Raw genomic sequence first — 26,398 nt, forward strand, 5'->3', positions numbered from 1 at the left:
CGCTCCCGCCAGGGAGCGGGCCTGCCCCGGACTCGACACCATGCCCGCCATCCTCCAAGGCCCCGCGCTGCTTGATCGCTTCCAGGCCCTGGACGGCTTCCTGCTTGAACACCAGGATCTCTGGCGGCCTCGTCCGTTCCAGTATCTGCACCTGCCCTGGGAAACCTCCTACCCGGACCTCGCCCAGTGGCTGCGCCAGCGCACCCTGGAAGATGCCGAAGCCGCCCACAACCACCCGGAACACCTCCAGGCACCCGCCCCCTTCGGCGAATTGGCCGCGCGCTCCCGGGCCCTGTGTGCAGTGGCCGAATGGCCCGGCCAGGAATTGCCGCCCCTGCGCCAGCGCCTCAACGTCGACGTCCCCGGGCGCAAATGGCAGCAGATCGAAGCCTTCGCCGGCCGCCTGCACTTCACCCGGGCAACCGAGCACTGGCTCGACTGGTGTTCGGGCAAGGGCCACCTGGGGCGGCGCCTGCTGCAGCCCGGGCAACAACTGACCTGCCTGGAATATGATCCGGCGCTGGTGACCAGCGGCGCACAGCTGAGCCAGCACCACGGCCTGCCTGCCCGGCACCTGCACCAGGATGTACTGGCCGCCGACGCCGCCCGCCACCTCGATGCCCGACACACCCCAGTGGCCCTGCACGCCTGCGGCGACCTGCATGTGCGCCTGATCCAACTGGCCAGCCAGAACGGCTGCCAGCAGCTGGCCATTGCCCCTTGCTGCTACAACCGCACCCGCGCCAACCACTATCAGGGGTTATCCACAGCGGCCCAGGCATCACACCTGCAACTGTCCCTGGAGGACCTGGCGCTGCCCATGAGCGAAACCGTCACCGCCGGCGCCCGGGTGCGGCGCCAGCGCGACAGCTCCATGGCCCGGCGCCTGGCTTTCGACCTGCTGCAGCGGCAAGTGCGCGGGGTCGATGAATACCTGCCCACCCCGTCGCTGCCCAGCCACTGGCTGGACAAGCCCTTCGCCGACTACTGCCTCGACCTTGCCGCGCTCAAGGAGTTATCCACAGTGGGCCAGCCAGACTGGCCGGCACTGGAAGCCGCCGGCTGGCAGCGCCTGGCCCAGGTGCGCAACCTGGAGCTGCTGCGCGGCCTGTTCCGCCGGCCATTGGAACTGTGGCTGGTGCTGGACCGGGCATTGTTTCTGCAACAGCAGGGCTACCAGGTACGCCTGGGCACCTTCTGCCCTGCACACCTGACCCCGCGCAATCTGCTGCTTCTGGCGGAGCGTTGAGAGCCTGCGACGGCCTGTCGCGACCTGTGGATAAGTCTGTTGATGGAATTCAATGAAAGCCCATGAAAGCCTGGCCTGGAGCCAAAAACATAGGCTGGTCATTTTTTGTTCACAAAATAAACCGTCGAAAAAACAGCCAGTTGCGCAGAAAATGAGAACAGGTCCACAAAACCGGCCCGTCCAGGCCCTGGCAACCCATCCGTTGTGCATAAAGCCTTGGGCAAAGGGCATAAACAATGCGCTGCTCAGCCTATGTCGCGCAGCTTATGCCCTCCCCCGCAGCCCTCAACTGTCCTTGATCAAGCCCTTGAACAACCCTCTGAGCAACTGGTTTCCGGAGTCGACCAAATGGTTGTCATCGAAGTACAGCGGCACACCATCCTGGGAGCCCATGCAACGGCCATGGGGACACAGATAAGGCGTGGGATCGAGGACCTGGGCGTTGCACGCTTGAGCGGCCACTTCAATGGCCTGGATCGCCAGGTGATTGCGGCGCTGATAGTCCTCAAGAGAGGTGCTGATGTCGGAGGTCCGCCCAAAGATACGCGTATGCAGATTCAGGCCTTTGTAGACGCTGAAAGGCATCTCGGGAATAGGCTTGACGATGTAGACAGGGTGATCCTTGGCAATCGAACACACGGTTCGTGAGTACTCGGCCATGTAATCGCGAGCAAAGGCTGCCTGGTCCTGACGCTCATTACCGTTGAAGAACGCTCGGTAGCTATTGTCCCGATTGGTATCGGAATACATCGCGGCGCGGCTGAAGAGAATGACCGGCACACCGTGATACTCCTCTTTCAGGCGTGTCAGGAACTCATTGTTAAACCCCAGGCACTGGCTCTGCTGCTTCTTGTCCCGCATCTCAAAGTGCTGAAGGGTCGGACAGCCGCCACGCGCCCAGGATATCGCCGCCTGCTTGTTCTCCAACTGCACCGCAGCACCGGTGGACTGAGCATGACTATCGCCAAAGAGAATGACCGAGACCCTGCCCGAGCCAAACTTGCAGGTGGCGGCACTGTAGTCATTGGGACTGCACTCTTGGGTATAAAGCTTGCTCGTATATTGCGGCTGGCCCAGATCGACAAATGCAAATCGGACTTGAGGATAATCTTTGACCACGGACGCGGTAATTGCCGAAACAGCAACTAACGCGACAGTAACACCGGCATATTTTAACAGTGTGCTTCGCGTTGAAGTGCTCTTTCTGATTTTCGACTCCACCAGATAATAAGAGAGCGCACCCAACACAAAAGAAAGAACAATGGCGAACACGACCGCTTCCCGCTGAATCAACAACCCGCAGGTGTAGAGGAATACCACAATCGGCCAGTGCCACAAGTAAGTTGAATAAGAAGTACTGCCAAAAAACTGCAAGAACTTATTATTACTGAATAGCGACTGGGTATTGCCGTAGATCACCAACACTGTCCCGAGCACAGGTACCAAGGCCAAGTAGCCTGGCCACAGATCGCCCTCGGAGAAACCCAGGACGCTGCCCAGTATCAACCCAAGACCCAGTAGCTCGAACACTTGCCCATGGCGTTTGCTCAGATGCAGCGGGAACAGGAATACCAGGCCGCCAGCGATCATTTCCCAGGCCCGGGTGGGCAGCATATAGAAGGCAAAGACTGGATGGGTCTGGGTAACGATGGCAGAGGCCACCAGCGAAGCTGCAGCGGTGAGCAGCAGCACCCACTTGGCTTTCTGCAAACTTAGGTACTTGCCGATAGCCATCAACAGCAACGGATAGATCAGATAGAACTGCCACTCCACAGACAACGACCAGGTATGCAGCAACCAGTTTTCGTGCAAGGGGGCATCAAAGTAGTTACCGCTCTTGGCGAAGTCGAAGTTGGAACTGAACAGCAAACTGCTCTTGATGGTTCTGATGGTGTCGCGATAGTCATCCAGAGGCAGAAATATAAAACCGAAGACCAACAGCGCCAGACACAGTATCGCCAGAGCAGGAATGATCCGACGCGCCCTGGCTGCATAGAATCCGATCAAAGAGAAACGCTGTTCCCGTAGCCCGGAAAAGATAATTCCAGTCATCAAGTAGCCGGAAATTACAAAAAAGATGTCGACCCCGGCAAAGCCTCCAGAAAACCCTGAAACTTTAAAGTGGAACAACACAACTGAAATAACGGCTATTGCCCGTAAGGCATTTATATTTTTTCTGAACTGCATCTGCCAATCCGTGATCAGGTCCTTCGTTCGCGGTCGGCATAGTATCCGAGAAGACACAATAGAACTACGAAAGATAAATAAATCGGCAGCTCATGTATGAGCTGCCTCGACCTTCATCCCGACGCAAACTGAAGCGCCTACTCATCCGCTCGCGCCGGGATCCACCATTCCTCGCCCCGGGGGGTACTGATGTACTCCGGCCAACGGAAATCGTGGGGCACCTTGAAGTCCTCGGGCAAAAGGGGCGCCTGCCAGCGAGTGCCGCCGATACCGCCACCGGTGCGCTCGACAAACTCGGCCTTGGCCGCACTCAACAGGGCTTCGTCGGTCAGCAGGTCCACCAAGGTCGCGGCAATGGTCTTGGCCGCCACTTCGATCATCGGGTCGATGGTCTGGCGGATGCCCCCCAGGGCGTTGGACACCCAGTCCGGGTAGACCGTGCCAGCTGGCGCGCTGAGCATCGGTCGGGCCACCAGCAGGCGCACGGTGGGGCAGTGCCAGGTGTATTCCGGGTAGTCATCGGAGGTCAGGTAGTTCTGCCAGGCGGGCATTTGCAGGCGCATCTGGCGCTCGCATTCCTGGGGTTCGATCAAGGCTTCGGTGGCCGGCAGAAATGGCCGCTCCATGGCTTCCAGGCCAAGGTTGCGCTGGATTTCCCGGGCAATTTCCCGGGCTTCTTCACCCCACTGTGGAGCGCCCACTGCCGCCAGGTTGTCGTAGGTGGCCTGGGCCATGACGTGGTTGGGCAGGCCGCCCCGGGACTTGCACACCCAGGTCTTTTTCCAGCGGCAGCCGGTGGCCATGGCCGCCGCTGCGGCGTTGTTGTCCATGACCTGGGAGATGGTCTCGGCCTGCTCGATGGAATCGCAGCGCAGCAGGTACTGGATCTGCGACAGGTGCGGCGGCAGGTTGTCCGCGGTGGCCTGGCCGGCGGTGAGGATCGCTTCGTTGTAGCTCCACAGGCCGGTGAACGGCAGGGTCGAACGGCGCAGGCTTTCGTTCAGGGTGTAGAAATGCACCAGGGCGTCGTTGGCTCCCGGCGCCCGGGCCGCCAGATGGTTCTGCGGGATCGGGCTGTAGCGATCGGCGGCGATCCAGTTCTGTGGATCCTCGCAGGTGAAGCTGTAGATGTAGGCGTAGGCGATGCCGCAGTGGGTGTCCCAGGTGGTGGTGTTGTTCAGCGGCAGCATGTAGGTGGGGTGAAAGCTGATGGCGGCGTCGAGGTCGTCGTAGTAGCCCTTGGCGGCGTGGACCGGCTTGGAGGCGCGGAGCTTTTCCGCCGGCTCGCCGAAGAACCTGATGCTGCCCTGCAGGCCGAATTCCACCATGGTCGCCTTGGCCGCCAGGGCCCCGCCGAGGGCGCTGATGCCGAGGGCCGAGTGCGGGTCGGTGTGCCCCGGAGCGAAGCGCGACAGGCCATCGCGCGGCTGCTTGCGGGTGGTGGCCGCCTGGCAGTTGCCGGGCACCGCATCGTATTCGCCGTAGGTGGCCAGCAGCGGTCCTTGGCCCTGGGTGAAGGTGGCGCAGAAGGCCGTGGGCATGCCGCCGCTGGCGCGCTCGACGGTGAAGCCCTCGGCTTCCAGCAGTTGCACGTACCAGGCGCTGGACTTGTATTCACGAAAGGCCGGCTCGGCGTAATGCCAGATGATCTGGTGCCAGTCCGACAGTTGCTGGCGGTGGCGTTCAACCCAATCCATGGCGAATTCTTTGTAACGGGACATCCGCGGCACTCCTGGTTATCCAGGTTCCGGCCGGCCGTGGCCAGGACGCCACAGCGCCCCCACTCGGCCTGCGGGACCTCTTGTTGTTATTAGGCTTGTCCGGTCGGCTAAAGGCCGGATCGAGGCTCAGTATTGGTGAAGCGCCGATTACATCAATCGAATTTTTTAGGCGGCAATGTCAAAGTAAATTGACCAGTTTGCCGAGAGGGCGGCCCATACTGCGCCGCACTATGTGCGAAATACGAACGCCGTCGAACACAGGTTCCCTTGACCCGGAGGTTGTATGCGCTACCCCTCGATCACCGCCCTGCGTGCCCTCGACGCGGTCGCCCGGCTGGGCAGCGTCACTGCCGCCGCCCAGCAACTGAGCCTGACCCGCAGCGCCATCAGCCACCAGATCATCAGCCTGGAACAGAGCCTGGGTTTTGCCCTCACCGAACGGGTCGGGCGCGGCATCGGCCTGACCTACCAGGGCCAGTGCTATGCCCGGGAAGTGCGGCGCATCCTGGCCGACATCCAGGATGCCGGACGGCGTTTCGACGGCCTGGCGGTGTCCGGAAAACTGCGCATCAGCTGCAACCCGGGGTTCGCCAGCTTCTGGCTGTGCAATCACATCAACGGTTTTCTGCGCCAGTACCCCCAGGTGCAGTTGCAAGTGGTCAGCCCGCGCTCCCAGGACGACACCAGCGACGCCGAAGCCGACCTGTTCATCGCCTATGGCATCGGCGACTGGCCGGGGCTGCTGGTGGAGCAGATCGTTACCCTGCGCTTCTCGCCGGTGTGCAGCCCGCGCCTGATCAATACCATCGGCGGCCTGAAGACCCCGCTGGACCTCAAGGACTTCCCGCTGATCCACATGAGCGACACCAGCGACTGGCGGGTCTGGCTGGCGGCCGCCGGTGCCAGCCAGGTCAACCCCGACCGTGGCATCACCTTCTCCGACGCCCATTGCGCCCAGTCCGCCTGCATTGCCGCCCAGGGCGTGGCCATTGGCGACAACCTGCTCAGCGGCGACGCCCTGGCCCGGGGGCTGCTGGTGCGCCCGTTCGACATCAGTATCAGCGCCTTGCGCGGCTACTTCCTGGTGATCGACCCGGCCAAGGCCGAGCGCTCGGCGGTCCAGGCCTTCAGCGACTGGTTGAAGAACCAGTTGCAGACCAGCGCCCAGCACATCTCGGACGCCCCCTGCGGCGAACCCTGAGGCGCTCGCGACTGGGAAATTTCACTCACCAATGAGACAAAAATTATTCCATTGATGTGGCGTTGCTTTTCACAATAATGAGCCGACCGCCTGCTGTTCCGACAATAAAAATTCCATAGCGCAGGCCGGCTTTGCGGGAGATCTCCGTAGTGTCCAGCAGTCCCTCGACTCAACTCAGCGCCCAAGGAATCAGCCAGTTCTACGGCAACTTCACTGCCCTGGACGGCATCGACCTCGACGTTCGCCAAGGCGAATTCCTCACCCTGCTCGGCCCTTCGGGCTCAGGCAAGACCACCCTGTTGATGATCCTCGCGGGCTTCCTCACCCCCAGCGCCGGCAAGCTGCTGGAGCGCGGTGTGGACATCAGCCGGCGGCCGGCGGAAAAACGCAACTACGGCATGGTGTTCCAGGGCTACGCGCTGTTTCCCCACATGAGCGTGGCCGACAACGTCGCCTACCCGCTGCGCATCCGAGGCGTAAAGGCCGAGGAGCGCCAGCGCCGGGTCAAGCACATCCTCGAAGTGGTGGGCCTGGGCGCCCACCTGAACAAGAAGCCGTCCGAACTTTCCGGAGGCCAGCAACAGCGCGTGGCCATTGCCCGGGCCCTGGTATTCGAGCCGGACATGCTGCTGCTCGACGAGCCGCTCTCGGCCCTGGACAAGAACCTGCGCGAGCAACTGCAGACCGAGTTGCAACGCATTCATCGCCAGGTCGGCACCAGCTTCGTCTTCGTCACCCATGACCAGGGTGAAGCCCTGGCGCTGTCGACCCGCATCGCCATCTTCAACCAGGGGCGGCTGGCACAGATCGACACCCCGGAAACCATCTACGACCGCCCGCGCAACCGCTTCGTCGCCGAGTTCCTGGGCAAGATGAACCTGTTCCCGCTGCAGGGCCTTTCCCGCAACGGCAGCCAGGCCAGCGGACGCTTCGGCGACAACCCGCTGCAGGCCACCACGTCCGGGGAAATCAGCAGCCAGCCGCAATTGCTGGCGGTACGCCCGGAACACATGACCCTGCACACCGAGCGCCCGCAAGCCGGCGAGCACAACGTGCTGCCCGCCTGCCTCGGCGAGCGGGTGTACCAGGGCTCCAGCACCCACCTGGCGCTGAACATCAGCCCGGAAGTGGCACCGGTGAACCTCTCGGTGCCCGGCGACCACCCCGGCGCCCGATTGCCCAGCGGCACCCCGGTGTGGCTGAGCTGGCCGGTACGCCACAGCTTCCTGCTGGAAGCCTGAGCCGGCCGCTCCCCATCGCGCACAGCTCTCCCATAACAATAATCGGCCGGCGCGCCCTGCACCGGCCTCGCGAGGACTTGCCCCATGAGCCAGCACCATCAACGCGACTGCATTGAAATCCTCATCGAAAAAGCCCGCGGCGGGCAGGTCAGCCGCCGCACCTTCCTCCAGGCCATGGGCCTGCTGGCGGCGGTGCCCCTGGCATTGCGCAGCGGTATCAGCTGGGCCGCCGACAAGCCCCTGGTGGTGGTCAACTGGGGCGGCGACGCACTCAATGCCTTTCGCAGCGCCTGGACCGACAGCTTCACCAAGAGCACCGGCATCCCGGTGCGCATCGACGGCGCAGGCCCCACCGAAGGGGCCATCCGTTCGCAGTTGGCCAGCGGCCGGCCGAGCTGGGACGTGGTGGACGTGGACAGCTACAGCGCCATGACCCTGGGCCGCGACAAGGTCCTGCAACCCCTGGACTACAGCGTGGTGCAGCGGGACCTGGTGGCGCCGTCGCTGTCCCACGAACACGGCATCGCCGGCTACCTGTTCAGCTACGTGATCGCCTGGGACAGCCAGAAGTTCGGCGACAACGGCCCCAAGGACTGGGCGGATTTCTGGAACGTGGAGAAATTCCCCGGCAAACGCACCCTCTACAAGTGGATGAACGGCATGCTCGAAGCCGCGCTGCTGGCCGATGGCGTGGCCGCCGAGCAGTTGTACCCGCTGGACGTGCCCCGGGCCTTGCGCAAGATCGATGAGCTCAAGCCCCATGTCCTGTCGTTCTGGGGTTCGGGTGCGGAAAGCCAGCAGTTGATGATCGAAGGCGAAGCCTCCATGGGCGCCATCTGGCACACCCGCGCCACCCTGCTCCACGAAGACAGCGGCGGCCGCATCAAGTGGGGCTTCGACCATGCCTTCCTCAACGCCAGCAGCTGGGGCGTGCTCAAGGACAACCCCGCAGGCACCGCACCGGCCATGCAGTTCATCCAGCACGCCTTGCAGCCGGCCGGGCAACTGAAGCTGTTCGAAGCCCTGGGCAACGGCCCGTCCAACGCCGCCACCCAGCAACTGATGAGCGCCGAACAGCGGGAGATCAACTGCGCCTCCGAAGCCAACATGAAGAAGCAGATCTTCCTCGACACCCAGTGGTACGCCGACCACTACTCCAGCACCCTGGAGCAGTACCTGACCCACCTGTCCAAATGAGCCGCCGACCATGAGTGCAACCCGAACCGCACGCCTGGAACGCAGCCTGCTGCTGTTCCCGCTGCCGCTGCTGCTGGTGGTGTTCTATCTGTTGCCGTTCTTCGGCGTGGTGAGCTGGAGCTTCACCCTGCCGGAGACGGGCTTGGGGCAGTACCAGCGCATCGCAACCGATCCGGCGATCCACGACATGCTCCTGCGCACCCTGCGCCTGTGCCTGACCGTGAGCCTCTTGGCCCTGGTGATCGGCTACCTGCTGGCCTACTGCTGGGTGTTCAGCCCGCCGTTCTGGCAACGCATGGTGGAGATCTGCGTGTTCATCCCGTTCTGGATCTCGGTGCTGGTGCGCGCCTTCGGCTGGCTGATCGCCCTGCGCAGCAACGGCGTGGTCAACGACAGCCTGCTGTCCCTGGGCTGGATCGATCACCCCTTGCAACTGACCCGCAACGAACTGGGGGTGGTGATCGGCATGCTGCACTTCATGATCCCCTATGCCCTGTTCCCGCTGCTGTCGAGCATGCGCCAGCTGGATCAACGGGTGCTGCTGGCTTCCCGCGGCCTGGGGGCCGGTACCCTGCGCACCTTCTGGCAGGTGCTGCTGCCGCAGACCCTGCCGGGGCTGCTGGGGGCCTTCATCATGGTCTTCGTGTTCTGCCTGGGCTTCTTCATCACCCCGGTGCTGCTGGGCGGCGGGCAGACGGTGATGATTGCCGAATACGTGTTCCTGCAGATGTTCCAGACCAGCAACTGGGGCCTGGGCGCGGCCCTGAGCCTGGTGCTGCTGACCCTGGTCAGCGCGCTGATCTGGCTGCTGATGCGCATCACCCGTGTCAACCGACTGGTGGGTTGAGGTCACTATGAATACACATCGCACTGCCCTGAGTACCCGCCTGATCGCCGTGGTCGCCATGGCCTTCATGCTGTTCCCGCTGCTGACGGTGATCCCGGTTTCCTTCACCGCCAAACGCTACCTGTCGATGCCCGACGGCAATTGGTCGCTGCGCCACTACGAGGCGCTGCTGAGCAACCCCGACTGGCTGTCGAGCATCGGCCAGAGCCTGGCCATCGCCAGCGCCACCAGCCTGATCGCCACCCTGCTGGCGGTGAGCTTCAGCCTCGGCATCTGGTACCTGCGCTCGCGCCTGGCGACCCTGCTGATCGGGCTGGTGCTGCTGCCCATGGCCATTCCGCCGGTGATCTCGGCGCTGGTGCTGTACTTCATGGAAACCAACCTCGGGCGCATCGCCCCGGGCTGGGGCTACGACACCCTGCCCGGGGTGGTGATCGCCCATGTGGTGATGGTGGTGCCCTACGGCGTGGTGACCATGCTGGTGGCGCTGAGCCAGGTGGACCGGCGCATCGAGCTGGCCTCGCGCAACCTGGGGGCGAGCCTGATGCAGACCACCTTCCTGGTGATGTTGCCGAACCTCAAGCTGGGGATCTTCTCCACCGCGCTGCTGAGCTTTGCCCTGTCCTGGGAAGAGGTGGCGGTGACCCTGTTCATCACCAGCGTCGACGTCAACACCCTGCCGCGGCGGATCTGGAGCGGCCTGCGCGATAACGTCGACCCCAGCGTGGCGGCGATCTCGGTGCTGCTGATCGGCCTGACCCTGCTGGTGCTCATGGGCCGCCTGGCCTTGCAGTACGCCGCCCAGCGCCGCGCCCGCCCCTAACTCCCTGTGGCGAGGGAGCTTGCTCCCGCTGGCTGGCGAAGCCGGCCCAAGGCCAGAGCCCCGGATCTTGCAGGCAGATCACGGACAAAGGCGTTGCGGCCGCTGCGCGCCCGCCCCTCGCCACAGCGCCCAGCCTCCTCCCTGGCTATTCGCTTGCGAGCTGACCGAAGTCATCTCCTTTCCCCCACGTTTTATCCGATAGTGCTGCGCTCACCCACCCGGTTGCCCGGGCTCTTCTAGACTCAAGGAGTGGTCGTATTCGGAACCGAACGGGTCGCTTTCATGCGGTTCAATCAGAGGCAGCGTGTCAAGCTGCCCTTTATGCCCTGAACAGGTGCGGCAACGACCGCGCCGGGTACAACAAGATGCCCATTCAGGGTGCATGGCCAACGGCCTGAAACGCCGCGCTACCGTGACGTGGCAACCAGCGCCGCAGCCGACACTTTCGGACAGCCGACAACCACCAGGTGTGTCCGTGACCGTGAGGAATTGCTGTATGCCTGATGAAACGCTGCATCTGCCGTTGATCCACACCCTGCTGGAACGCCACAGAGGCGTCCCGGGTGCACTGTTGCCCATTCTCCACCAGATCCAGGAAGAGCTCGGCTACATCCCCGATCTGGCCATCCCCGAGATCGCCCACGCGCTCAATCAGAGCCAGGCGGAAGTGCGCGGGGTGATCAGCTTCTACCATGACTTTCGTACCTCGCCGCCGGCGCGGCACATCCTGCGCCTATGTCGCGCCGAGTCCTGCCAGAGCCGCGGCGCCGAGCAACTGGCAGCGCAACTGCGCGAGCGTCTGCAGCTGGATGACCACGGCAGCAGCACCGACGGTTCCATCAGCCTGCGGCCGGTGTACTGCCTGGGGGCCTGTGCTTGTTCGCCGGCCCTGGAGCTGGATGGCCAGCTGCATGCACGCCTGAGCGCCGAGCGCCTGGACGCGCTGCTGGACAGTTGCCGGGAGGACGTGTGATGCCCAGCCTCTACCTGCCCTGTGATTCCCTGGCCCGGGCCGTGGGCGCCGACGCGGTGGCCGAGGCCATCGCCACCCAGGCCGAGCAGCGCCAGCTGCCACTGCAACTGCAACGCACCAGCTCCCGTGGCCTGTATTGGCTGGAGCCGCTTTTGGAAGTCGACACCCCGGACGGACGCCTGGGCTTCGGCCCGCTGAGCGTCGCCGAAGTGCCTTCGCTGCTGGACGCCCTGCAAGGCGACCCCGCCAGCCATCCCCTGGCCCTGGGCCGGGTCGAAGAATTGCCCTACCTGAAGAGCCAGCAACGCCTGCTGTTCGCCCGCGCCGGCATTACCCGGCCGTTGTCCCTGGCCGACTATCGGGCTCACGGCGGCTTCGAGGGCCTGAGCCTCGCCATCGCCCTGGGTGGTGAGCAGACCGTGGCCGCGGTGCTCGACTCCGGCCTGCGTGGCCGTGGCGGCGCGGCCTTCCCCGCCGGGATCAAATGGCGCACCGTGCGTGACACCCCGCCGCAGCAGAAGTACGTGGTGTGCAACGCCGACGAAGGCGACTCCGGCACCTTCGCCGACCGCATGCTGATGGAAGGCGATCCGTTCCTGCTGATCGAAGGCATGGCCATTGCCGGCCTCGCGGTCGGCGCCAGCCATGGCTACATCTATGTGCGCTCGGAATACCCCCAAGCGGTGGCCACCTTGCGCGAGGCCCTGGACATCGCCCGGGATGCCGGTTACCTGGGGGCCAATGTCGGCGGCAGTGGCCAGGCCTTCGACCTGGAAGTACGGGTCGGCGCCGGGGCCTATATCTGCGGCGAGGAAACCGCCCTGCTGGACTCCCTGGAAGGCAAGCGCGGCATCGTCCGCGCCAAGCCGCCGATCCCGGCGCTGCAAGGCCTGTTCGGCCAGCCGACCCTGGTGCACAACGTGCTGACCCTGGCCTCGGTACCGCTGATCCTGGAAAAGGGCGCGGCGTTCTATCGCGACTACGGCATGGGCCGTTCCCTGGGCACCATGCCCTTCCAGCTGGCGGGCAACGTGCGCCATGGCGGCCTGGTGGAGCGGGCCTTCGGCCTGACCCTGCGCGAGCTGGTGGAAGGCTATGGCGGCGGCACCGCCAGTGGCCGGCCGCTGAAGGCCGCGCAAGTGGGCGGCCCCCTGGGCGCCTGGGTGCCGCCGGCGCAGTTCGATACGCCCCTGGATTACGAAGCCTTCGCCGCCATGGGCGCGATGCTCGGCCACGGTGGCGTGGTGGTGGCCGATGACAGCCTGGACATGGCCCGCATGGCGCGCTTCGCCCTGCAGTTCTGCGCCGAGGAATCCTGCGGCAAATGCACCCCGTGCCGCATCGGCTCGACCCGCGGCGTGGAGGTCATCGACCGCCTGCTGGCCGCGCCACAGGCCGAGGAGCGCCAGACCCAGGCGATCATCCTCAAGGACCTGTGCGACACCCTGCAATACGGCTCGCTGTGCGCCCTGGGCGGGATGACCTCCTACCCGGTGGCCAGCGCCCTGAAGCACTTTCCCGCCGACTTCGGTCTGGCGTCCTCGGAGGCCGAGCAATGATCAGTATTTTCGACCCAGCCACAGATATCGACCTCAATGCCGTGGACTTCGGCACCCCGGCCCGCGACAGCCAGGTGCAGGTCAGCCTGAACATCGACGGGCGCAGCATCAGCGTGCCCCAGGGCACCTCGGTGATGCGCGCCGCGGCCCTGCTGGGCACCACCATTCCCAAACTCTGCGCCACCGACAGCCTGGAAGCCTTCGGCTCGTGCCGCATGTGCCTGGTGGAGATCGACGGCATGCGCGGCTACCCGGCTTCCTGCACCACCCCGGTCAGCGAAGGCATGGTGGTGCATACGCAAACGCCGAAACTGGCAACCCTGCGCCGCAACGTGATGGAGCTGTACATCTCCGACCACCCCCTGGACTGCCTGACCTGCTCGGCCAATGGCAACTGCGAACTGCAGACCGTGGCCGGCCAGGTGGGCCTGCGGGAAGTGCGCTACGGCTATGACGGCGCCAACCACCTGGACGATCAGAAAGACACCTCCAACCCCTACTTCGACTACGACCCGAGCAAGTGCATCGTCTGCAACCGCTGCGTGCGCGCCTGCGAGGAAACCCAGGGCACCTTCGCCCTGACCATCAGCGGCCGCGGCTTCGAATCCCGGGTCGCGGCGGCCGGTGGCGACAACTTCCTGGACTCCGAATGCGTGTCCTGCGGCGCCTGCGTGCAGGCCTGCCCCACCGCCACCCTGATGGAAAAGAGCGTGGTGCAAATGGGCCAGCCGGAGCGGGCGGTGATCACCACCTGCGCCTACTGCGGGGTGGGTTGCTCGTTCCGCGCCGAGATGAAGGGCGACCAGCTGGTGCGCATGGTTCCGGACAAGAACGGCCAGGCCAACCATGGCCACTCCTGCGTCAAGGGCCGCTTCGCCTGGGGCTACGCCACCCACCCGGACCGCATCACCAAGCCGATGATCCGCAAGCACATCAGCGACCCGTGGCAGGAAGTCAGCTGGGACGAAGCGGTGACCTACGCCGCCAGCGAACTGCGGCGCATCCAGCTCAAGTACGGCCGCGATTCCATCGGCGGCATCACCTCCAGCCGGTGCACCAACGAGGAAACCTACCTGGTGCAGAAGCTGGTGCGGGCGGCCTTCGGCAACAACAACGTCGACACCTGCGCCCGTGTCTGCCACTCGCCCACCGGCTACGGCCTCAAGCAGACCCTGGGGGAATCCGCCGGTACCCAGAGCTTCGACTCGGTGATGCAGGCCGACGTGATCCTGGTGATGGGCGCCAACCCCAGCGACGCCCACCCGGTGTTCGGCTCCCAGCTCAAGCGCCGCCTGCGTGAAGGGGCCAAGCTGATCGTCATCGATCCGCGGCGCATCGACCTGGTGGACTCGGTGCACGCCCGTGCCGAGCTGCACCTGGCCCTGCGCCCCGGCACCAACGTGGCCATGCTCAATGCCCTGGCGCATGTGATCGTCACTGAAGGGCTGGTCGACCAGGAGTTCGTCAGCGCCCGCTGCGAGCCCGAGGCCTTCGCCCTGTGGAGCGACTTCGTCAGCCGCGCGGACAACTCGCCGGAAGTGCTCGGCGCCATCTGCGGCGTGCCCGCCGTCGATATCCGTGCCGCCGCCCGCCTCTACGCCACCGGCGGCAACGCGGCGATCTACTACGGCCTGGGGGTCACCGAGCACAGCCAGGGCAGCACCTCGGTCATGGGCATCGCCAACCTGGCCATGGCCACCGGCAACATCGGCCGCGAAGGGGTGGGCGTGAACCCGCTGCGGGGGCAGAACAACGTCCAGGGTTCCTGCGACATGGGCTCCTTCCCCCACGAGCTGCCGGGCTATCGGCACATCTCCAACCAGGCGGTGCGCCAGCAGTTCGAGCAGGCCTGGAACGTCACCCTGCAGGCAGATCCCGGGCTGCGCATTCCCAACATGTTCGAAGCGGCCCTGGGCGGCAGCTTCAAGGGCCTGTACTGCCAGGGCGAGGACATCGCCCAGAGCGACCCCAACACCCAGCACGTGACCGCCGCCCTGTCGGCCATGGAATGCGTGGTGGTGCAGGATATCTTCCTCAACGAAACCGCCAAGTTCGCCCACGTGTTCCTGCCGGGCTCCTCGTTCCTGGAAAAGGACGGCACCTTCACCAACGCCGAGCGGCGCATCTCCCGGGTGCGCAAGGTCATGGAGCCCCTGGGCGGCAAGGCCGACTGGGAAGGCACCCTGGCCCTGGCCGCGGCCCTGGGCTACCCGATGCACTACAGCCATCCTTCGGAAATCATGGATGAGATCGCCCGCCTGACCCCGACCTTCACCGGCGTCAGCTACGCCAGCCTGGACCGCCACGGCAGCCTGCAATGGCCGTGCAACGACGCCGCGCCGGACGGCACGCCAACCATGCATATCGACGAGTTCGTGCGTGGCAAGGGGCGTTTCATGCTCACCGGCTACGTGCCCACCGACGAGAAGGTCAATGGCCGCTACCCGCTGCTGCTGACCACCGGCCGGATCCTCAGCCAGTACAACGTCGGCGCCCAGACCCGGCGCACCGACAACGTCGCCTGGCACGCCGAGGACCGCCTGGAAATCCACCCCACCGACGCCGAGAGCCGGGGCATCAACGAAGGCGATTGGGTGGGCATCGGCAGCCGCGCCGGGCAGACCGTGCTGCGGGCCCGGGTTACTGAGCGGGTGGCGCCGGGGGTGGTCTACACCACCTTCCACTTCCCCGAGTCGGGGGCCAACGTGATCACCACCGACAACTCCGACTGGGCCACCAACTGTCCGGAGTACAAGGTCACCGCGGTGGAGGTCAGCCGCGTCTACCACCCTTCCGAATGGCAGAAGCGCTACCAGGCATTCAGCGAAGAACAGCATCGCCTGCTGGACAAGCGTGGCCGCTCCCGGGGCGGCAAGGCGGAGGTGCGCCGATGAGCACCGCCAACCTGATCAAGATGGCCAACCAGATCGCCTCGTACTTCGCCAATGAGCCGGACCAGGTACAGGCCGTGCTCAGCGTGCGCAACCACATGCAGATGTTCTGGACCCCAGGCATGCGCAAGGAACTGCTGGCCTGGCAGACCGAGCAGCAAGGGGCCGAACTGCATCCACTCGTGCAGCAGGCGGTGCGCGACGCGGGTTGGGAGGCCTAGACCCACCCTCACCCCCGGCCTGCTACCCCAGGCCGGGGCTACCCTCCAACGGTTCAGCTACCCGGGCACTTGCTGTCCACCGGCGGCTTGGCCTGGACCGCCATCGGCATGACCGCTCCCGGCTTGCCCAGGGGCAACAACTGGTACACCGCAAAGGCACAGATGGCTGCGGTTTCGCCGTTCGCCTGGGGGATGTAGTTCAGGCCGACATAGGCCTCGTAGCTCTTGCCCGGCTCGAACAGCACCACCTTCTTCACCTCGGGGCAGGTGCTGTAGGTGCTGCCATAGCCACCTGCCGCCACGCCCCCGCCTTCCAGCAGGAAAGGCCGGCCCGCCGGTACCCGGTACTCGGTGGCGATCTCGTTGTAGGCACCCTCGCCCCGGCGGATAGCCCCTACGTAGGCCGGCAGTTTCGGCGCGAACCTGGGCAGCATGTCGATCTGTCGGGGCTGCACCGGGAACTGCGGGTAGTTGATGTTGGCCTTTTGATCGCTACCGAAACGCCCGGCCTTGGCCAGGCGCTTGCTGTCCCCCAGGCACCCGGCATAGGCATCCCCGCGCACCTCGCCGTTGGTGATCACCCGCAACTGTGCGGTCGGCACGCTCAGGGGCGGTTCCGAATAGGGCTGTACCGGTTTGACACTGCAAGCGCCGAGCAACGCCAACGCGGCCAGCAGGGTGGGAGTTGCGAGATTCATCACTGAAGTTTCCTTTGACTGAGGCGGCCACCGGGCCCGCACAGGCTATCGGCCGAGTGCCCGCAGCCTTCACTGCCACCCTGGCACTTTCCAAAAAACACAAGCCAGCTTGTGCCCGCCGGGATGTACCCGGCAACCCCTGCCACCTACGCTGCTCCGACCTGCCTTCAACAACAAAAACAAAAGGAAGCGACGGCTATGGCACTCGATTATCTGGTAATGGCGATCTACGTCCTGCTGATGGCTGGCCTCGGCTGGTGGGGCATGCGCAAAGTGAAAAGCCAGGATGACTTTCTGGTGGCCGGGCGCCGCCTGGGCCCGGCCCTGTACCTGGGCACGCTGTCGGCGGTGATGCTCGGCGGCGCTTCCACCATAGGCTCGGTGCGCCTGGGCTACAGCTACGGCATTTCCGGGCTGTGGCTGGTGTTCATGCTGGGCCTGGGGATCATCGTGCTGAGCCTGGTGTTCTCCCGGCAGATCGCCCAGTTGCGGGTCTTTACCGTGACCCAGATCCTGGAGCAGCGCTATCAGGCGTCCTCGCGGCTGATCGGTGGCTGCGTGATGGTGGCCTACGACCTGATGGTGGCGGTGACCGCCACCATCGCCATCGGCTCGATCACCGAAGTGGTGTTCGAGATCCCGCGGATCACCGCGATCCTCTGCGGAGGCGGCCTGGTGATCTTCTACTCGGTGATCGGCGGCATGTGGTCGCTGACCCTCACCGACATCATCCAGTTCGTGATCATGACCCTGGGGATCTTCGGCGTCCTGCTGCCCATGAGCCTGGGCCAGGCCGGCGGCCTGGAAGCCTTGCAGGCCAACCTGCCGGCGGGCTTCTTCGAGATGGGCAATATCGGCCTGGACACCATCCTCACCTACTTCCTGCTGTACTTCTTCGGCGCCCTGATCGGCCAGGACATCTGGCAGCGGCTGTTCACCGCCCGCAGTGAAAACGTGGTGCGCTACGCCGGGCTCGGCGCCGGGATCTACTGCATGTTCTATGGCGCCGCCTGCGCCCTGGTGGGGGCCGCCGCCAAGATGCTGTTGCCGGACCTGGCGGTGGCGGAAAACGCCTTCGCCGAAGTCACCCGCAGTGTGTTGCCCGCCGGCCTGCGCGGCTTGGTGGTGGCCGCGGCCCTGGCCGCCATCATGTCCACCGCCAGCGCCTGCCTGCTGGCTTCGGCCACGGTGCTCAAGGAAGACATCTACAGCCGCTTCCTTACCCGGGGCGGGGAAAACCACCTGGCCAGCAGCCGCTGGATCACCCTCGGGCTGGGTGCGGCGATGCTGTTGATGGCGTGCCTGGTGAATGACGTGATCGCCGGGCTGAGCATCGCCTACAACCTGCTGGTGGGCGGCCTGCTGGTGCCGATCATGGGCGCACTGCTGTGGCGCCGCGCCTCGGCCAGGGGCGCCATCGCCTGCATGCTCACCGGCAGCCTGACGGTGATCGCGTTCATGGTCCGCGACGGCATTCTCGCCAACACCCCGATCTACTACGGGCTCGGGGTCAGCCTGCTGACCTTTGTCGGCGTCAGCCTGACAAGCCGGGCAGCACCGGCACTGCGCAGCGCCGCCGAATAAACCCTTCACAGCGAACAAGGAACCCCGCCATGTCCAAGCCCTTTCCCCAGCCCGTGGATGCCGCCCTGGTACCACGCTTCGCCGGCATTCCAAGCTTCATGCGCCTGCCGCTGTTCGACGACCCGACCCAGGTGCAGATCGCCCTGGTGGGCGTGCCCTGGGACGGCGGCACCACCAACCGTGCCGGTGCCCGCCACGGCCCGCGGGAGGTGCGCAACCAGTCGAGCCTGATGCGCAAGGTGCACCATGTCAGCCGCATCGCCCCCTATGACCTGGTCCGGGTCGGTGACCTGGGTGATGCACCGGTGAACCCCATCGACCTGCTGGATTCGCTGAAACAGATCGAAGGTTTCTTCAGTCAATTGCACCAGGCCGGCGCCGTGCCCCTGGCGGTGGGTGGCGACCACCTGGTGACCCTGCCGATCTTCCGCGCCCTGGCCCGCCACCGGCCCATCGGCATGGTGCACTTCGATGCCCACTCCGACACCAACGACCGCTACTTCGGCGACAACCTCTACACCCATGGCACGCCCTTTCGCCGCGCCATCGAAGAAGGCCTGCTGGACCCCAAGCGCACGGTGCAGATCGGCATTCGCGGTTCGATCTACAGCGCCGACGACGAGGCTTTCGCCCGGGACTGCGGGATTCGCGTGATCCACATGGAAGAGTTCGCCGACATCGGCGTCGAAGCCACCCTGGCCGAAGCCCGGCGCGTGGTGGGCGACGGCCCGACCTACATCAGCTTCGATGTCGACGTGCTCGACCCGGCCTTCGCCCCCGGCACCGGCACCCCGGAGATCGGCGGCATGACCACCCTCCAGGCCCAGCAGATGATCCGTGGCTTGCGCGGCCTGAACCTGGTCGGCGCCGACGTGGTGGAAGTCTCGCCGCCCTTCGACGTCGGCGGCGCCACCGCCCTGGTGGGCGCGACCCTGATGTTCGAGTTGCTGTGCATCCTCGCCGAATCGATAGCGCAAGGCTCCTGAGGAGGGCCAGCCAATCGTTTGCCAGCGGACGCGGCCCTGAGCGCTTCGCAAAAATAGTCAGATTTCAGGGGTTTACAGAAGCCCGCCAATCGCTATAATCGTCGCCCTGACACGCCGGTATAGCTCAGTTGGTAGAGCAACTGACTTGTAATCAGTAGGTCCCGGGTTCGACTCCTGGTGCCGGCACCATACAAAACAAAGCCCTCGCAGCGATGCGAGGGCTTTGTTGTTTCCAGGGTCAAACAATCCTCTCCCGATGCCTTCAGCACCTTGCTGGACCCGGTATCGCCGCGCTTCAGCCCCCTTACCCTTCTTCGCAAGTCCCACAAGCACAATGTCCTTCGTGTTTAATGCACATCGCCAGCACGACTCCGGCAGGTGTTTTGCGCTAGTGTTTCCTGCGGACTCGGACGTTCTTCACGTGCACGGCCTTTGAATCAGGTGCAACCGCTCATGACCCATGCAACGCCCTCCATCAAACTCAGCACGCTTCAGCAAATAGCGCCCTACCTGAGCATGCGCGGGGTGTCGCCGCTGGAGTTCTTCCGGCGTTACGGGATTTCCCCGCAGGTTTTTCAATACCCGGATGCCTGGGTGCCACGAGCGACCTGTTTTCACATCGCCAATGAAATGGCCGCAGTCGCACAGGACCCCTTCGCGGGTGCAACGGTGGGGCATCTGATCGAAGTACGCTCACTCGGCGCCTGGGGCGGGTTGATCCTGGGTTCGACCAACCTTGCCCAGGCGTGCGCAGTGGCAGCGATCCATACGGACTTACTGCATCAAGGAAGTGACGTAAGAATCGTTACCGAAGGCCGTACGACGAAGCTGATCCAGCACTTCACCGGGCAGCACGGGGCTGATCCGAAACAGGTCATTCTCGGCACTCTGGCGCTGCTGAGGAAAGTGCCGCTCATGTCCGGCGAGCCTTGCGCCATACGGGTGCATCTGCAAAACCCGCGGGAGCGAGGAGATGAGGCGCTGGAGGAGTACCTGGGGCCGAATCTGCACATGAACGCGAAGCACAACATGATCGAATTCGATCGTGAGCTGCTCGACACCCCTTTGCAGCCTGTTCGGGATGACGCCTGGAAAGTCACCGAGGCCCTGAAGTCGACCACGCAAGCTGCCGGTGTGCTGATCGAACGGATCGCGGATCAGGATCAATCCAAACTTACCGCTATTTCAAGAAACATCGGCTTGTCTTCCCGAACGCTACAGCGTCGCCTCAAGTACTGCGGCATCGACTTCGAAGACCTGCGTGACGAGACCCGTCGCAGCGAAGCACTGCAATTGATTGCCAGCGGCAAATACACCGCGACCGAAATTGCCTACATGGTGGGCTACAGTGACCAGGCGCACTTTACCCGAGCCTTCAAGCGCTGGACCGGAAGTTCGCCGTCGCGCTACCGCTCGCTCTTGAAAGATGATCGTTAACCTCTTCGCCTGACCCTCCCGCCCCACTATCGGACGCCTTCAAATAACCCACTTCGCGGTACTTGCCTGGTGTGCTTTTGGCACCAAATGGCAAGTTTCCAGCGGGGTGTTCTTTTACAGTCTGAAAAGGTAATGCCCACTTAAAAGCGCTAGAGGTTTACATGCCCGATTCATCCACGGCCTGCATCGTCGCCCTGACGCTGGCCACTTTTGCCAGTGCACACGCTCAGTCATCCGCTGACGCGACGGTGCCGGTAAATGTCGATAACTTTGCTCGTGCCGAGTCCGACCTCTACATGGGCAAGAGTGTGAAGAGTGGAGGCTTGGGGCGGTTTGTTCACAGCCGCGAAGCAGTTGCCATCGACGCTCAGGATGTCATCCGCATGAACAGGGACACGCTTTACTCGTCAGCGGTGTTCGATCTCGATGCCGGCCCGGTGACTGTCACCTTGCCTGAAGCCGGTGAGAGGTTCATGTCGATGCAAGTGGTCAACGAAGATCACTATGTGCCGGCAGTCATTTATGGGCCCGGTCCCCATACGCTGGCGAAAGAGGACATCGGCACACGCTACGTATTTGTCGCTATCCGCCTGTTCTTCAACCCCACGGATCGCAAAGACCTCGAGCAGGTGCATGCGCTGCAGGACGCCATCCAGGTCAGCCAGGCCAGGCACGGGGAGTTCGTGGTTCCGAAATGGGATCAGGCGAGCCAGAAAAAAGTGCGTGATGCCCTGGCTGTTCTGGGTTCGACCCTTCCCGACTACAACCAGTCCTTTGGCCCGAAAGGCAGGGTCGATCCGGTGCGCCACCTGATCGGAACCGCTACGGGCTGGGGCGGCAACCCGAGCAGGGACGCCATCTACCTCGGAGCAGTATTGCCGCACAACGATGGAAAAACCGTCTACCGCCTCAAGGTCGAACAGGTACCGGTCAAGAGTTTCTGGTCGGTGAGTGTTTACAACGCCGACGGGTACTTTCAGAAAAACCCCTATGACGCCTATTCGCTGAACAACCTCACTGCCAAGAAAAGTGCCGATGGTTCAATTGTCATCCAGTTCGGGGGTTGCGAGGCCAAGGTCGTCAATTGCCTGGTTACGACACCCGGCTGGAACTACACCGTCAGGCTCTATCGACCGAGTAACGAAATACTCAGTGGCCAATGGCGTTTTCCAACGCCCGAGCCCGTCGATTTGTAAATTCGATTATTCGAGCAAGTGCAAGTTTGTCGAAACGACGGACTCCTGCCATCGGTACTTGTAAACGCACTGGGTCGATCCATGAGGCCAGCGCTTGCGCCGGGGGTTTACCGGCCTGCACGCGCCTCGGATACCAGCACCTGCACGTTGAATATTGGTGACCAACTCAGCAATGGCTCTGCACTACAGAGTTCACACCCAAGGAAATGAACAATGACACTCAAGGATCATTCACATTCTTTCAGGTCTCCCGTGGTGTTCTCCCTAAGTGCAGCCCTTGCATTGATGCTGGTGCCGCCTGCCCAGGCTGCCCAGGCTGCCCCGGCCGATTCAGCCGGCACGCCATCGGTGACGGTAGGCGGCGGCTTGGCTGTTGGCCCGTTGTACCAGGGCTCTTCCCACTACGCGGCCTTCCCGTCACTGAAGCTCAAGGCGGTCATGCCAACCCAGGACTGGGGCACCTTTACCGCGGCCTTTCCCGAAGGGCTGCGATGGGATCTGCCGGGGCTGGCGCCTTTTGGCGTGGCCCTGCTGGTGGGCTATGACCCGGGGCGCAAGGAACGCATTCACACCCTGGACGGCCGTGATGACTACCTGCGGGGCATGGGCAACCTGGACAGCACCGCCCTGGTGGGGGCGGAGGCGTACTGGGTCCTGCCCGCCGGCCGCTTGTTCGTACGCGGCCTGCAATCGAGCCAGAGGCGCAATTACGGTGGCGAAAGCCTGGGCCGTACGGCGTACCTGGAAGCCGGGGTCGCCACCACCTACCCACTGTCTTCGACCTTGACCCTGGACTCGACGCTGTACGGCACCTGGAGCAACGAGAACGACATGATGGCCCGCTTCGGCGTCACCGCCCAGCAAGCCGCACGCACCCGGTTCGATGAATACCACCCCGGTGGCGGGATGCGCGACGTGACCTTGAAGCTGGGCCTGACCTGGCAATGGCAGCCACAGCTGGCGCTGGAAGGTGGCGTCAAGACCTACGCCCTGGTCTCCGACGCCCGTGACAGCCCGCTGACGGGGGAAAAGGTCGGTGCCGGAGCCTATCTGGACGCCTTGTACCGGTTCTGATCAGCCGTGGTCATGGATAGAAAAGAGAACGCACGATGAAAAAAACACCTGAACCCTTCGCGGTGACGCTGTCCCTGGCCGGCCTTCTATGGTCGGCATGGGCGCTGGCCGAGGACGCCGCCACGAAGGTCACCGACCCGCACTTCAAGCTGGCACCAGGCTACCTTGAACCGGCTGACTTGCCTGTACGCCTGGCATTGCTCGGGGCGCCGCCAAAACCGGGCTCCGCAGCCCTCGCGCGGGATGAAGAAGCACGGCGTGCGGCGCTGGCGCTGCGTGGCTCGAGCCGGGAGAAACTCGCGGCAACCGATGCAGAACTGTCATTCCCCGGCCCGGCGAAAACCTTCTCTTGCGCGCTGGGCACGCAGATCAGCGAAAAGACCACCCCCCATCTCTATACCTTGATGCAGCGCACCCTGACGGATGCGGGGGGCTCCACCTACGCCGGAAAGAATGCCTACAACCGTACCCGCCCCTTCGTGGTGCACGACGAAGGCACGTGCCGCAAGGACATGGAGCCACTGCTGCGCACGGATGGCTCCTGGCCCTCCGGCCACTCCGCCGCGGGCTGGGCCTGGGGCCTGGTCCTGGCCGAGATCAACCCGGCCCGCGCCACCGAACTGATGACCCGTGGCCTGGCATACGGCCAGAGCCGGGTCATCTGCGACGCCCACTGGCAAAGCGACGTGGACGCTGGACGCATCATGGGGGCCGCGACGGTGGCCAGCCTGCATGGCAATAAGGCGTTCCTCGCCGATCTGGCGGCCGCGAAGGAGGAGGTCAAGGCGGCGCAGCAGGCCGGCCTGAAACCTGCGCAGGACTGCGCAGCCGAAGGCGTGGCTCTTGGGCTGACCCAGCACTGATCGGAGAAACAGCATGATCCACCGTGACCATCCGCACTCACCGGTGCTGCTTCGGCACACCCGCCTGGCGCTGCTGCTGGGCGCCTTGACGACCGCTGGAACCAGCCTGCCGCTGGTGGCCATGGCGGCAGACGACGATGGCTGGCGGTTCAACGGCGGCCCGTACGTCTGGGGCGCCGGGATCCGCGGGCACGTAGGCCACCGCAGCACAGGGACCCAGTTCATCAAGTCCGACTTCTCGGACATCGCGCGCAGTGTCGACATGTCGGTAATGCTGATGGGCGAAGCGCGGCGCGGCCCCTACAGCGTGCTCGCCGACCTGATGTACATCGACACCGACACCCGCAACCGGCTGCCAACCGGAGCGCTGGCGTCCAAACTTGAAGTGCAGAGCAAGACCGCCTCGGGTTTCCTGGGGGGCGGCTACCAGGTGCTGGGGGATGACGACCATCGCCTGGACATCGCCGGCGGCGTGCGCGTCTGGTACAGCAGCACCAGCATCACCCTGCACGGTGGGCCGGCCGGGGGCCTGTCGGGCTCGGACAAGGCCACCTGGGCCGACGCGATGGCGGGGGTGCGCGGGCACTACGCCGTGAATGAGCGGTTCTGGCTCTCCGCCTGGGGCATGGCGGGCGCCGGGCAGTCCCGGGAAGACTGGGACCTGGCCGCACTGGCGGGCTGGGAGTTCCTGCCGGGCTTTTCGGCGGTGGCCGGCTACCGGGCCATGGGGGTCGATTATCGCCATGACGGGTTTGTCTACGACATTGTCCAGAAGGGCCCGTTGCTGGGTATCAGTGGGCGCTTCTGAGCCTTGCATGGCAAGGCTCCCCCCAGGCATGCGCTTCATGCTCCAATAGCCGCCGATTCCAGCTGCACGCAGGCCGCCCATGAAGCCCATCGCCGTATCAATCCTGACCCTCTTGCTCCACTCCCTGCTATTCAGCGCCCCGGCCCTGGCCGGTGATGCCGAAGCCGGCGCCAAGCTGTTCAAGCGCCTGTGCAGCGGCTGCCATAACATCGGGCCTTCGGTGCGCAGCTCCTTCGGGCCGCAGCTCAATGGCATCATCGACCGCCCCGCCGGCAGCGCCGCGGACTACCAGTACTCGACGGCCATGAAGTCCTCGGGCATTGTCTGGAGCCGAGACAAGCTCATCCAGTACCTGGAAGATCCCAAGGCCGTGGTACCCGGCACCCGAATGATTTTCTGGGGGCTGAGCGATGAGGAAAAAATCGATAATCTGCTGGCCTATCTGCAGACGTTCCAGACCCCCTGACCCGTTTTCGACAAGGATGTGTTGATGAAGCTCCCTTTGCTCTCGCTGGCGGCCATGAGCCTCGCCCTGGGCGCGCTGGCGCCCGATCTGCAGGCCGCCGGCTTCGACTGCGCCAAGGCCTCGACCCAAGTGGAAAAGACCGTCTGCGCCACGCCGACGCTGTCCGCCAAGGACGAGGATATGACCCGCCGCTACCAGGCGCTGAAACACTTGCAGGTGTTCCGCCTGCTGCAAGGCCACTGGTTGAAGAACACCCGCAATACCTGTCCCGACACCGATTGCCTGGAGTCGGTCTACCGGGCCCAGGTGAAAATGCTCACGTCGCTGCCGATTCCTCCCGCGCCCGCCCCGGACGCACTGCGCCCACTGGCTCCCGGCGAGGCGTACCTGGTCTATGACCCGGACGACTGGCAGAACTTCACCCTGGCCACCTTCAACAGCACCCTGCCCCAGGGCGACCAGCAGATCGTCGATGCCCAGGTGATCGCCGGGGTGCTGCATGTGGTGCTGTTTGTCGGGCGCTATCAGCAGGGCAAGCCGGTGTATATCGGCACCCTGTATGAGTACGCCGATGACCAGCCGGGGCTGCATCCCATCGCCCAGGACATCGCCTTCGCCGGCTGGGCCAATCCCGGGGCCAACGACCAGGGGCCGCGCTACGCCGGGATAGTCGATGGCCAGTTCTACTACCGCGAGCAGCTGGCGGGCCAGTTGCAGCAAAGCATGGTCTACCGCCTGGGTTCGCGCAGCGCACCCTCCAGCACCCAGCAGGTGTTCCAGGTTGGCTCCAACACCTTCATGCACGCCCGGGCGCGGGTGGAGCAGGACCTCAACCGCGACAGCAGCCAGCTGTCCCTGAACTATGACCGCGCCAACGCTGGCAGCCATTCGGAGAACATCACCGAGCAGAAACAGCCCGATGCCGGATGGGCCATCGTCAACCCGACCTGGAGCACCACGCGCCCGGTGCTGTACTTCGATAACCAAGGGCCCCGGGCCTGTATCTGGCGGGTCGATATGCGGGGCAAGGAGTTGTCGAAGATAGTCACCGATCACGACGCAATGTCGGCCCGGCCGGTGGATATCCATGGCCGTGAAGCGGTGGTCTACCTGCAGGGCAACCAGCTGAAGTTCGCCATCAATCCGGACGACTGACGGGCAGCTCCCGCGGATAAA

General features: G+C 64.2%; 22 protein-coding genes and 1 tRNA gene. 20 read left to right on the top strand and 3 right to left on the bottom strand.

What is annotated here, in order from left to right:
• The first annotated feature begins 40 nt into the window (after nt 1-40).
• Nucleotides 41-1,249 carry a methyltransferase gene (locus tag KCG88_RS22085; protein ID WP_210713084.1) on the top strand — a complete coding sequence of 403 codons (1,209 nt, stop codon included), beginning with the start codon at nt 41-43 and terminating at the stop codon, nt 1,247-1,249.
• 285 nt (nt 1,250-1,534) lie between these two features.
• On the opposite strand, the gene KCG88_RS22090 is transcribed toward KCG88_RS22085, so the two are convergent.
• Both KCG88_RS22090 and KCG88_RS22095 read right to left on the bottom strand, forming a co-directional pair.
• Nucleotides 1,535-3,436: an acyltransferase family protein gene (locus KCG88_RS22090; protein ID WP_047283529.1), complete on the bottom strand. Its 1,902-nt coding sequence runs from the start codon at nt 3,434-3,436 to the stop codon at nt 1,535-1,537.
• 137 nt (nt 3,437-3,573) lie between these two features.
• A complete protein-coding gene (locus KCG88_RS22095; protein ID WP_210713085.1) occupies nt 3,574-5,157 on the bottom strand; it encodes an amidohydrolase in 1,584 nt (527 codons plus the stop codon).
• A gap of 283 nt (nt 5,158-5,440) precedes the next feature.
• Here KCG88_RS22095 and KCG88_RS22100 point away from each other — a divergent pair, with 283 nt between their 5' ends.
• The 9 genes from KCG88_RS22100 to KCG88_RS22140 all read left to right on the top strand — a co-directional run bounded on the left by KCG88_RS22100 (nt 5,441) and on the right by KCG88_RS22140 (nt 16,110).
• Nucleotides 5,441-6,358, top strand: a complete 918-nt coding sequence (locus tag KCG88_RS22100; protein ID WP_047283527.1) for a LysR substrate-binding domain-containing protein — start codon at nt 5,441-5,443, stop codon at nt 6,356-6,358.
• A 149-nt stretch (nt 6,359-6,507) separates the two neighbouring features.
• Nucleotides 6,508-7,599, top strand: coding sequence for an ABC transporter ATP-binding protein (locus tag KCG88_RS22105; RefSeq protein ID WP_210713086.1), 1,092 nt, complete (start codon nt 6,508-6,510; stop codon nt 7,597-7,599).
• Between the two features lie 84 nt (nt 7,600-7,683).
• The gene (locus tag KCG88_RS22110; protein WP_015633809.1) at nt 7,684-8,796 is read left to right on the top strand and encodes an ABC transporter substrate-binding protein; all 1,113 of its coding nucleotides are present in this window, start codon (nt 7,684-7,686) and stop codon (nt 8,794-8,796) included.
• A gap of 10 nt (nt 8,797-8,806) precedes the next feature.
• Nucleotides 8,807-9,643: an ABC transporter permease gene (locus KCG88_RS22115; protein WP_210713087.1), complete on the top strand. Its 837-nt coding sequence runs from the start codon at nt 8,807-8,809 to the stop codon at nt 9,641-9,643.
• A 7-nt stretch (nt 9,644-9,650) separates the two neighbouring features.
• Nucleotides 9,651-10,466, top strand: coding sequence for an ABC transporter permease (locus KCG88_RS22120; RefSeq protein WP_047335440.1), 816 nt, complete (start codon nt 9,651-9,653; stop codon nt 10,464-10,466).
• Between the two features lie 496 nt (nt 10,467-10,962).
• Nucleotides 10,963-11,439, top strand: coding sequence for a formate dehydrogenase subunit gamma (locus KCG88_RS22125; protein WP_047283523.1), 477 nt, complete (start codon nt 10,963-10,965; stop codon nt 11,437-11,439).
• On the top strand, nt 11,439-12,998 hold the full coding sequence (locus KCG88_RS22130; RefSeq protein ID WP_210713088.1) for a formate dehydrogenase beta subunit: 1,560 nt from the start codon (nt 11,439-11,441) through the stop codon (nt 12,996-12,998). The genes KCG88_RS22125 and KCG88_RS22130 overlap by 1 nt, the downstream gene beginning before the upstream one ends.
• Nucleotides 12,995-15,892: a formate dehydrogenase subunit alpha gene (fdhF, locus tag KCG88_RS22135; RefSeq protein WP_210713089.1), complete on the top strand. Its 2,898-nt coding sequence runs from the start codon at nt 12,995-12,997 to the stop codon at nt 15,890-15,892. The genes KCG88_RS22130 and fdhF overlap by 4 nt, the downstream gene beginning before the upstream one ends.
• On the top strand, nt 15,889-16,110 hold the full coding sequence (locus KCG88_RS22140) for a formate dehydrogenase subunit delta (RefSeq protein ID WP_011058705.1): 222 nt from the start codon (nt 15,889-15,891) through the stop codon (nt 16,108-16,110). Before fdhF ends, KCG88_RS22140 begins: the two co-directional genes overlap by 4 nt.
• Before the next feature lie 53 nt (nt 16,111-16,163).
• On the opposite strand, the gene KCG88_RS22145 is transcribed toward KCG88_RS22140, so the two are convergent.
• Complete coding sequence (locus tag KCG88_RS22145) at nt 16,164-16,808, bottom strand: hypothetical protein (RefSeq protein ID WP_047283520.1); 645 nt, start codon at nt 16,806-16,808, stop codon at nt 16,164-16,166.
• Nucleotides 16,809-17,006: 198 nt separating this feature from the next.
• Here KCG88_RS22145 and KCG88_RS22150 point away from each other — a divergent pair, with 198 nt between their 5' ends.
• The 10 genes from KCG88_RS22150 (at nt 17,007) to KCG88_RS22195 (ending at nt 26,377) form a co-directional block, all read left to right on the top strand.
• Entirely contained in the window at nt 17,007-18,392 is a 1,386-nt protein-coding gene (locus KCG88_RS22150) for a sodium:solute symporter (RefSeq protein WP_210713090.1), read from the top strand.
• Between the two features lie 29 nt (nt 18,393-18,421).
• On the top strand, nt 18,422-19,378 hold the full coding sequence (gene speB / locus KCG88_RS22155; RefSeq protein ID WP_047283518.1) for an agmatinase: 957 nt from the start codon (nt 18,422-18,424) through the stop codon (nt 19,376-19,378).
• 113 nt (nt 19,379-19,491) lie between these two features.
• Nucleotides 19,492-19,567 (top strand) — tRNA-Thr (locus KCG88_RS22160).
• Nucleotides 19,568-19,831: 264 nt separating this feature from the next.
• On the top strand, nt 19,832-20,815 hold the full coding sequence (locus KCG88_RS22165) for an AraC family transcriptional regulator (protein ID WP_210713091.1): 984 nt from the start codon (nt 19,832-19,834) through the stop codon (nt 20,813-20,815).
• A gap of 161 nt (nt 20,816-20,976) precedes the next feature.
• Entirely contained in the window at nt 20,977-22,011 is a 1,035-nt protein-coding gene (locus KCG88_RS22170) for a DUF1254 domain-containing protein (RefSeq protein WP_210713092.1), read from the top strand.
• Between the two features lie 213 nt (nt 22,012-22,224).
• Nucleotides 22,225-23,085 (top strand): MipA/OmpV family protein, encoded by an 861-nt coding sequence (locus KCG88_RS22175; RefSeq protein WP_210713093.1) that lies wholly within the window; start codon nt 22,225-22,227, stop codon nt 23,083-23,085.
• Between the two features lie 35 nt (nt 23,086-23,120).
• Nucleotides 23,121-23,948 (top strand): phosphatase PAP2 family protein, encoded by an 828-nt coding sequence (locus tag KCG88_RS22180; RefSeq protein WP_210713094.1) that lies wholly within the window; start codon nt 23,121-23,123, stop codon nt 23,946-23,948.
• A gap of 13 nt (nt 23,949-23,961) precedes the next feature.
• The gene (locus KCG88_RS22185; RefSeq protein ID WP_210713095.1) at nt 23,962-24,756 is read left to right on the top strand and encodes a hypothetical protein; all 795 of its coding nucleotides are present in this window, start codon (nt 23,962-23,964) and stop codon (nt 24,754-24,756) included.
• 79 nt (nt 24,757-24,835) lie between these two features.
• The gene (locus KCG88_RS22190) at nt 24,836-25,222 is read left to right on the top strand and encodes a cytochrome c family protein (protein WP_011058696.1); all 387 of its coding nucleotides are present in this window, start codon (nt 24,836-24,838) and stop codon (nt 25,220-25,222) included.
• 24 nt (nt 25,223-25,246) lie between these two features.
• Nucleotides 25,247-26,377, top strand: a complete 1,131-nt coding sequence (locus KCG88_RS22195) for a hypothetical protein (protein ID WP_210713096.1) — start codon at nt 25,247-25,249, stop codon at nt 26,375-26,377.
• Nucleotides 26,378-26,398 lie beyond the last annotated feature (21 nt).

It is taken from the genome of Pseudomonas sp. MWU349 (assembly GCF_017947325.1).
Classification (GTDB): domain Bacteria; phylum Pseudomonadota; class Gammaproteobacteria; order Pseudomonadales; family Pseudomonadaceae; genus Aquipseudomonas; species Aquipseudomonas protegens.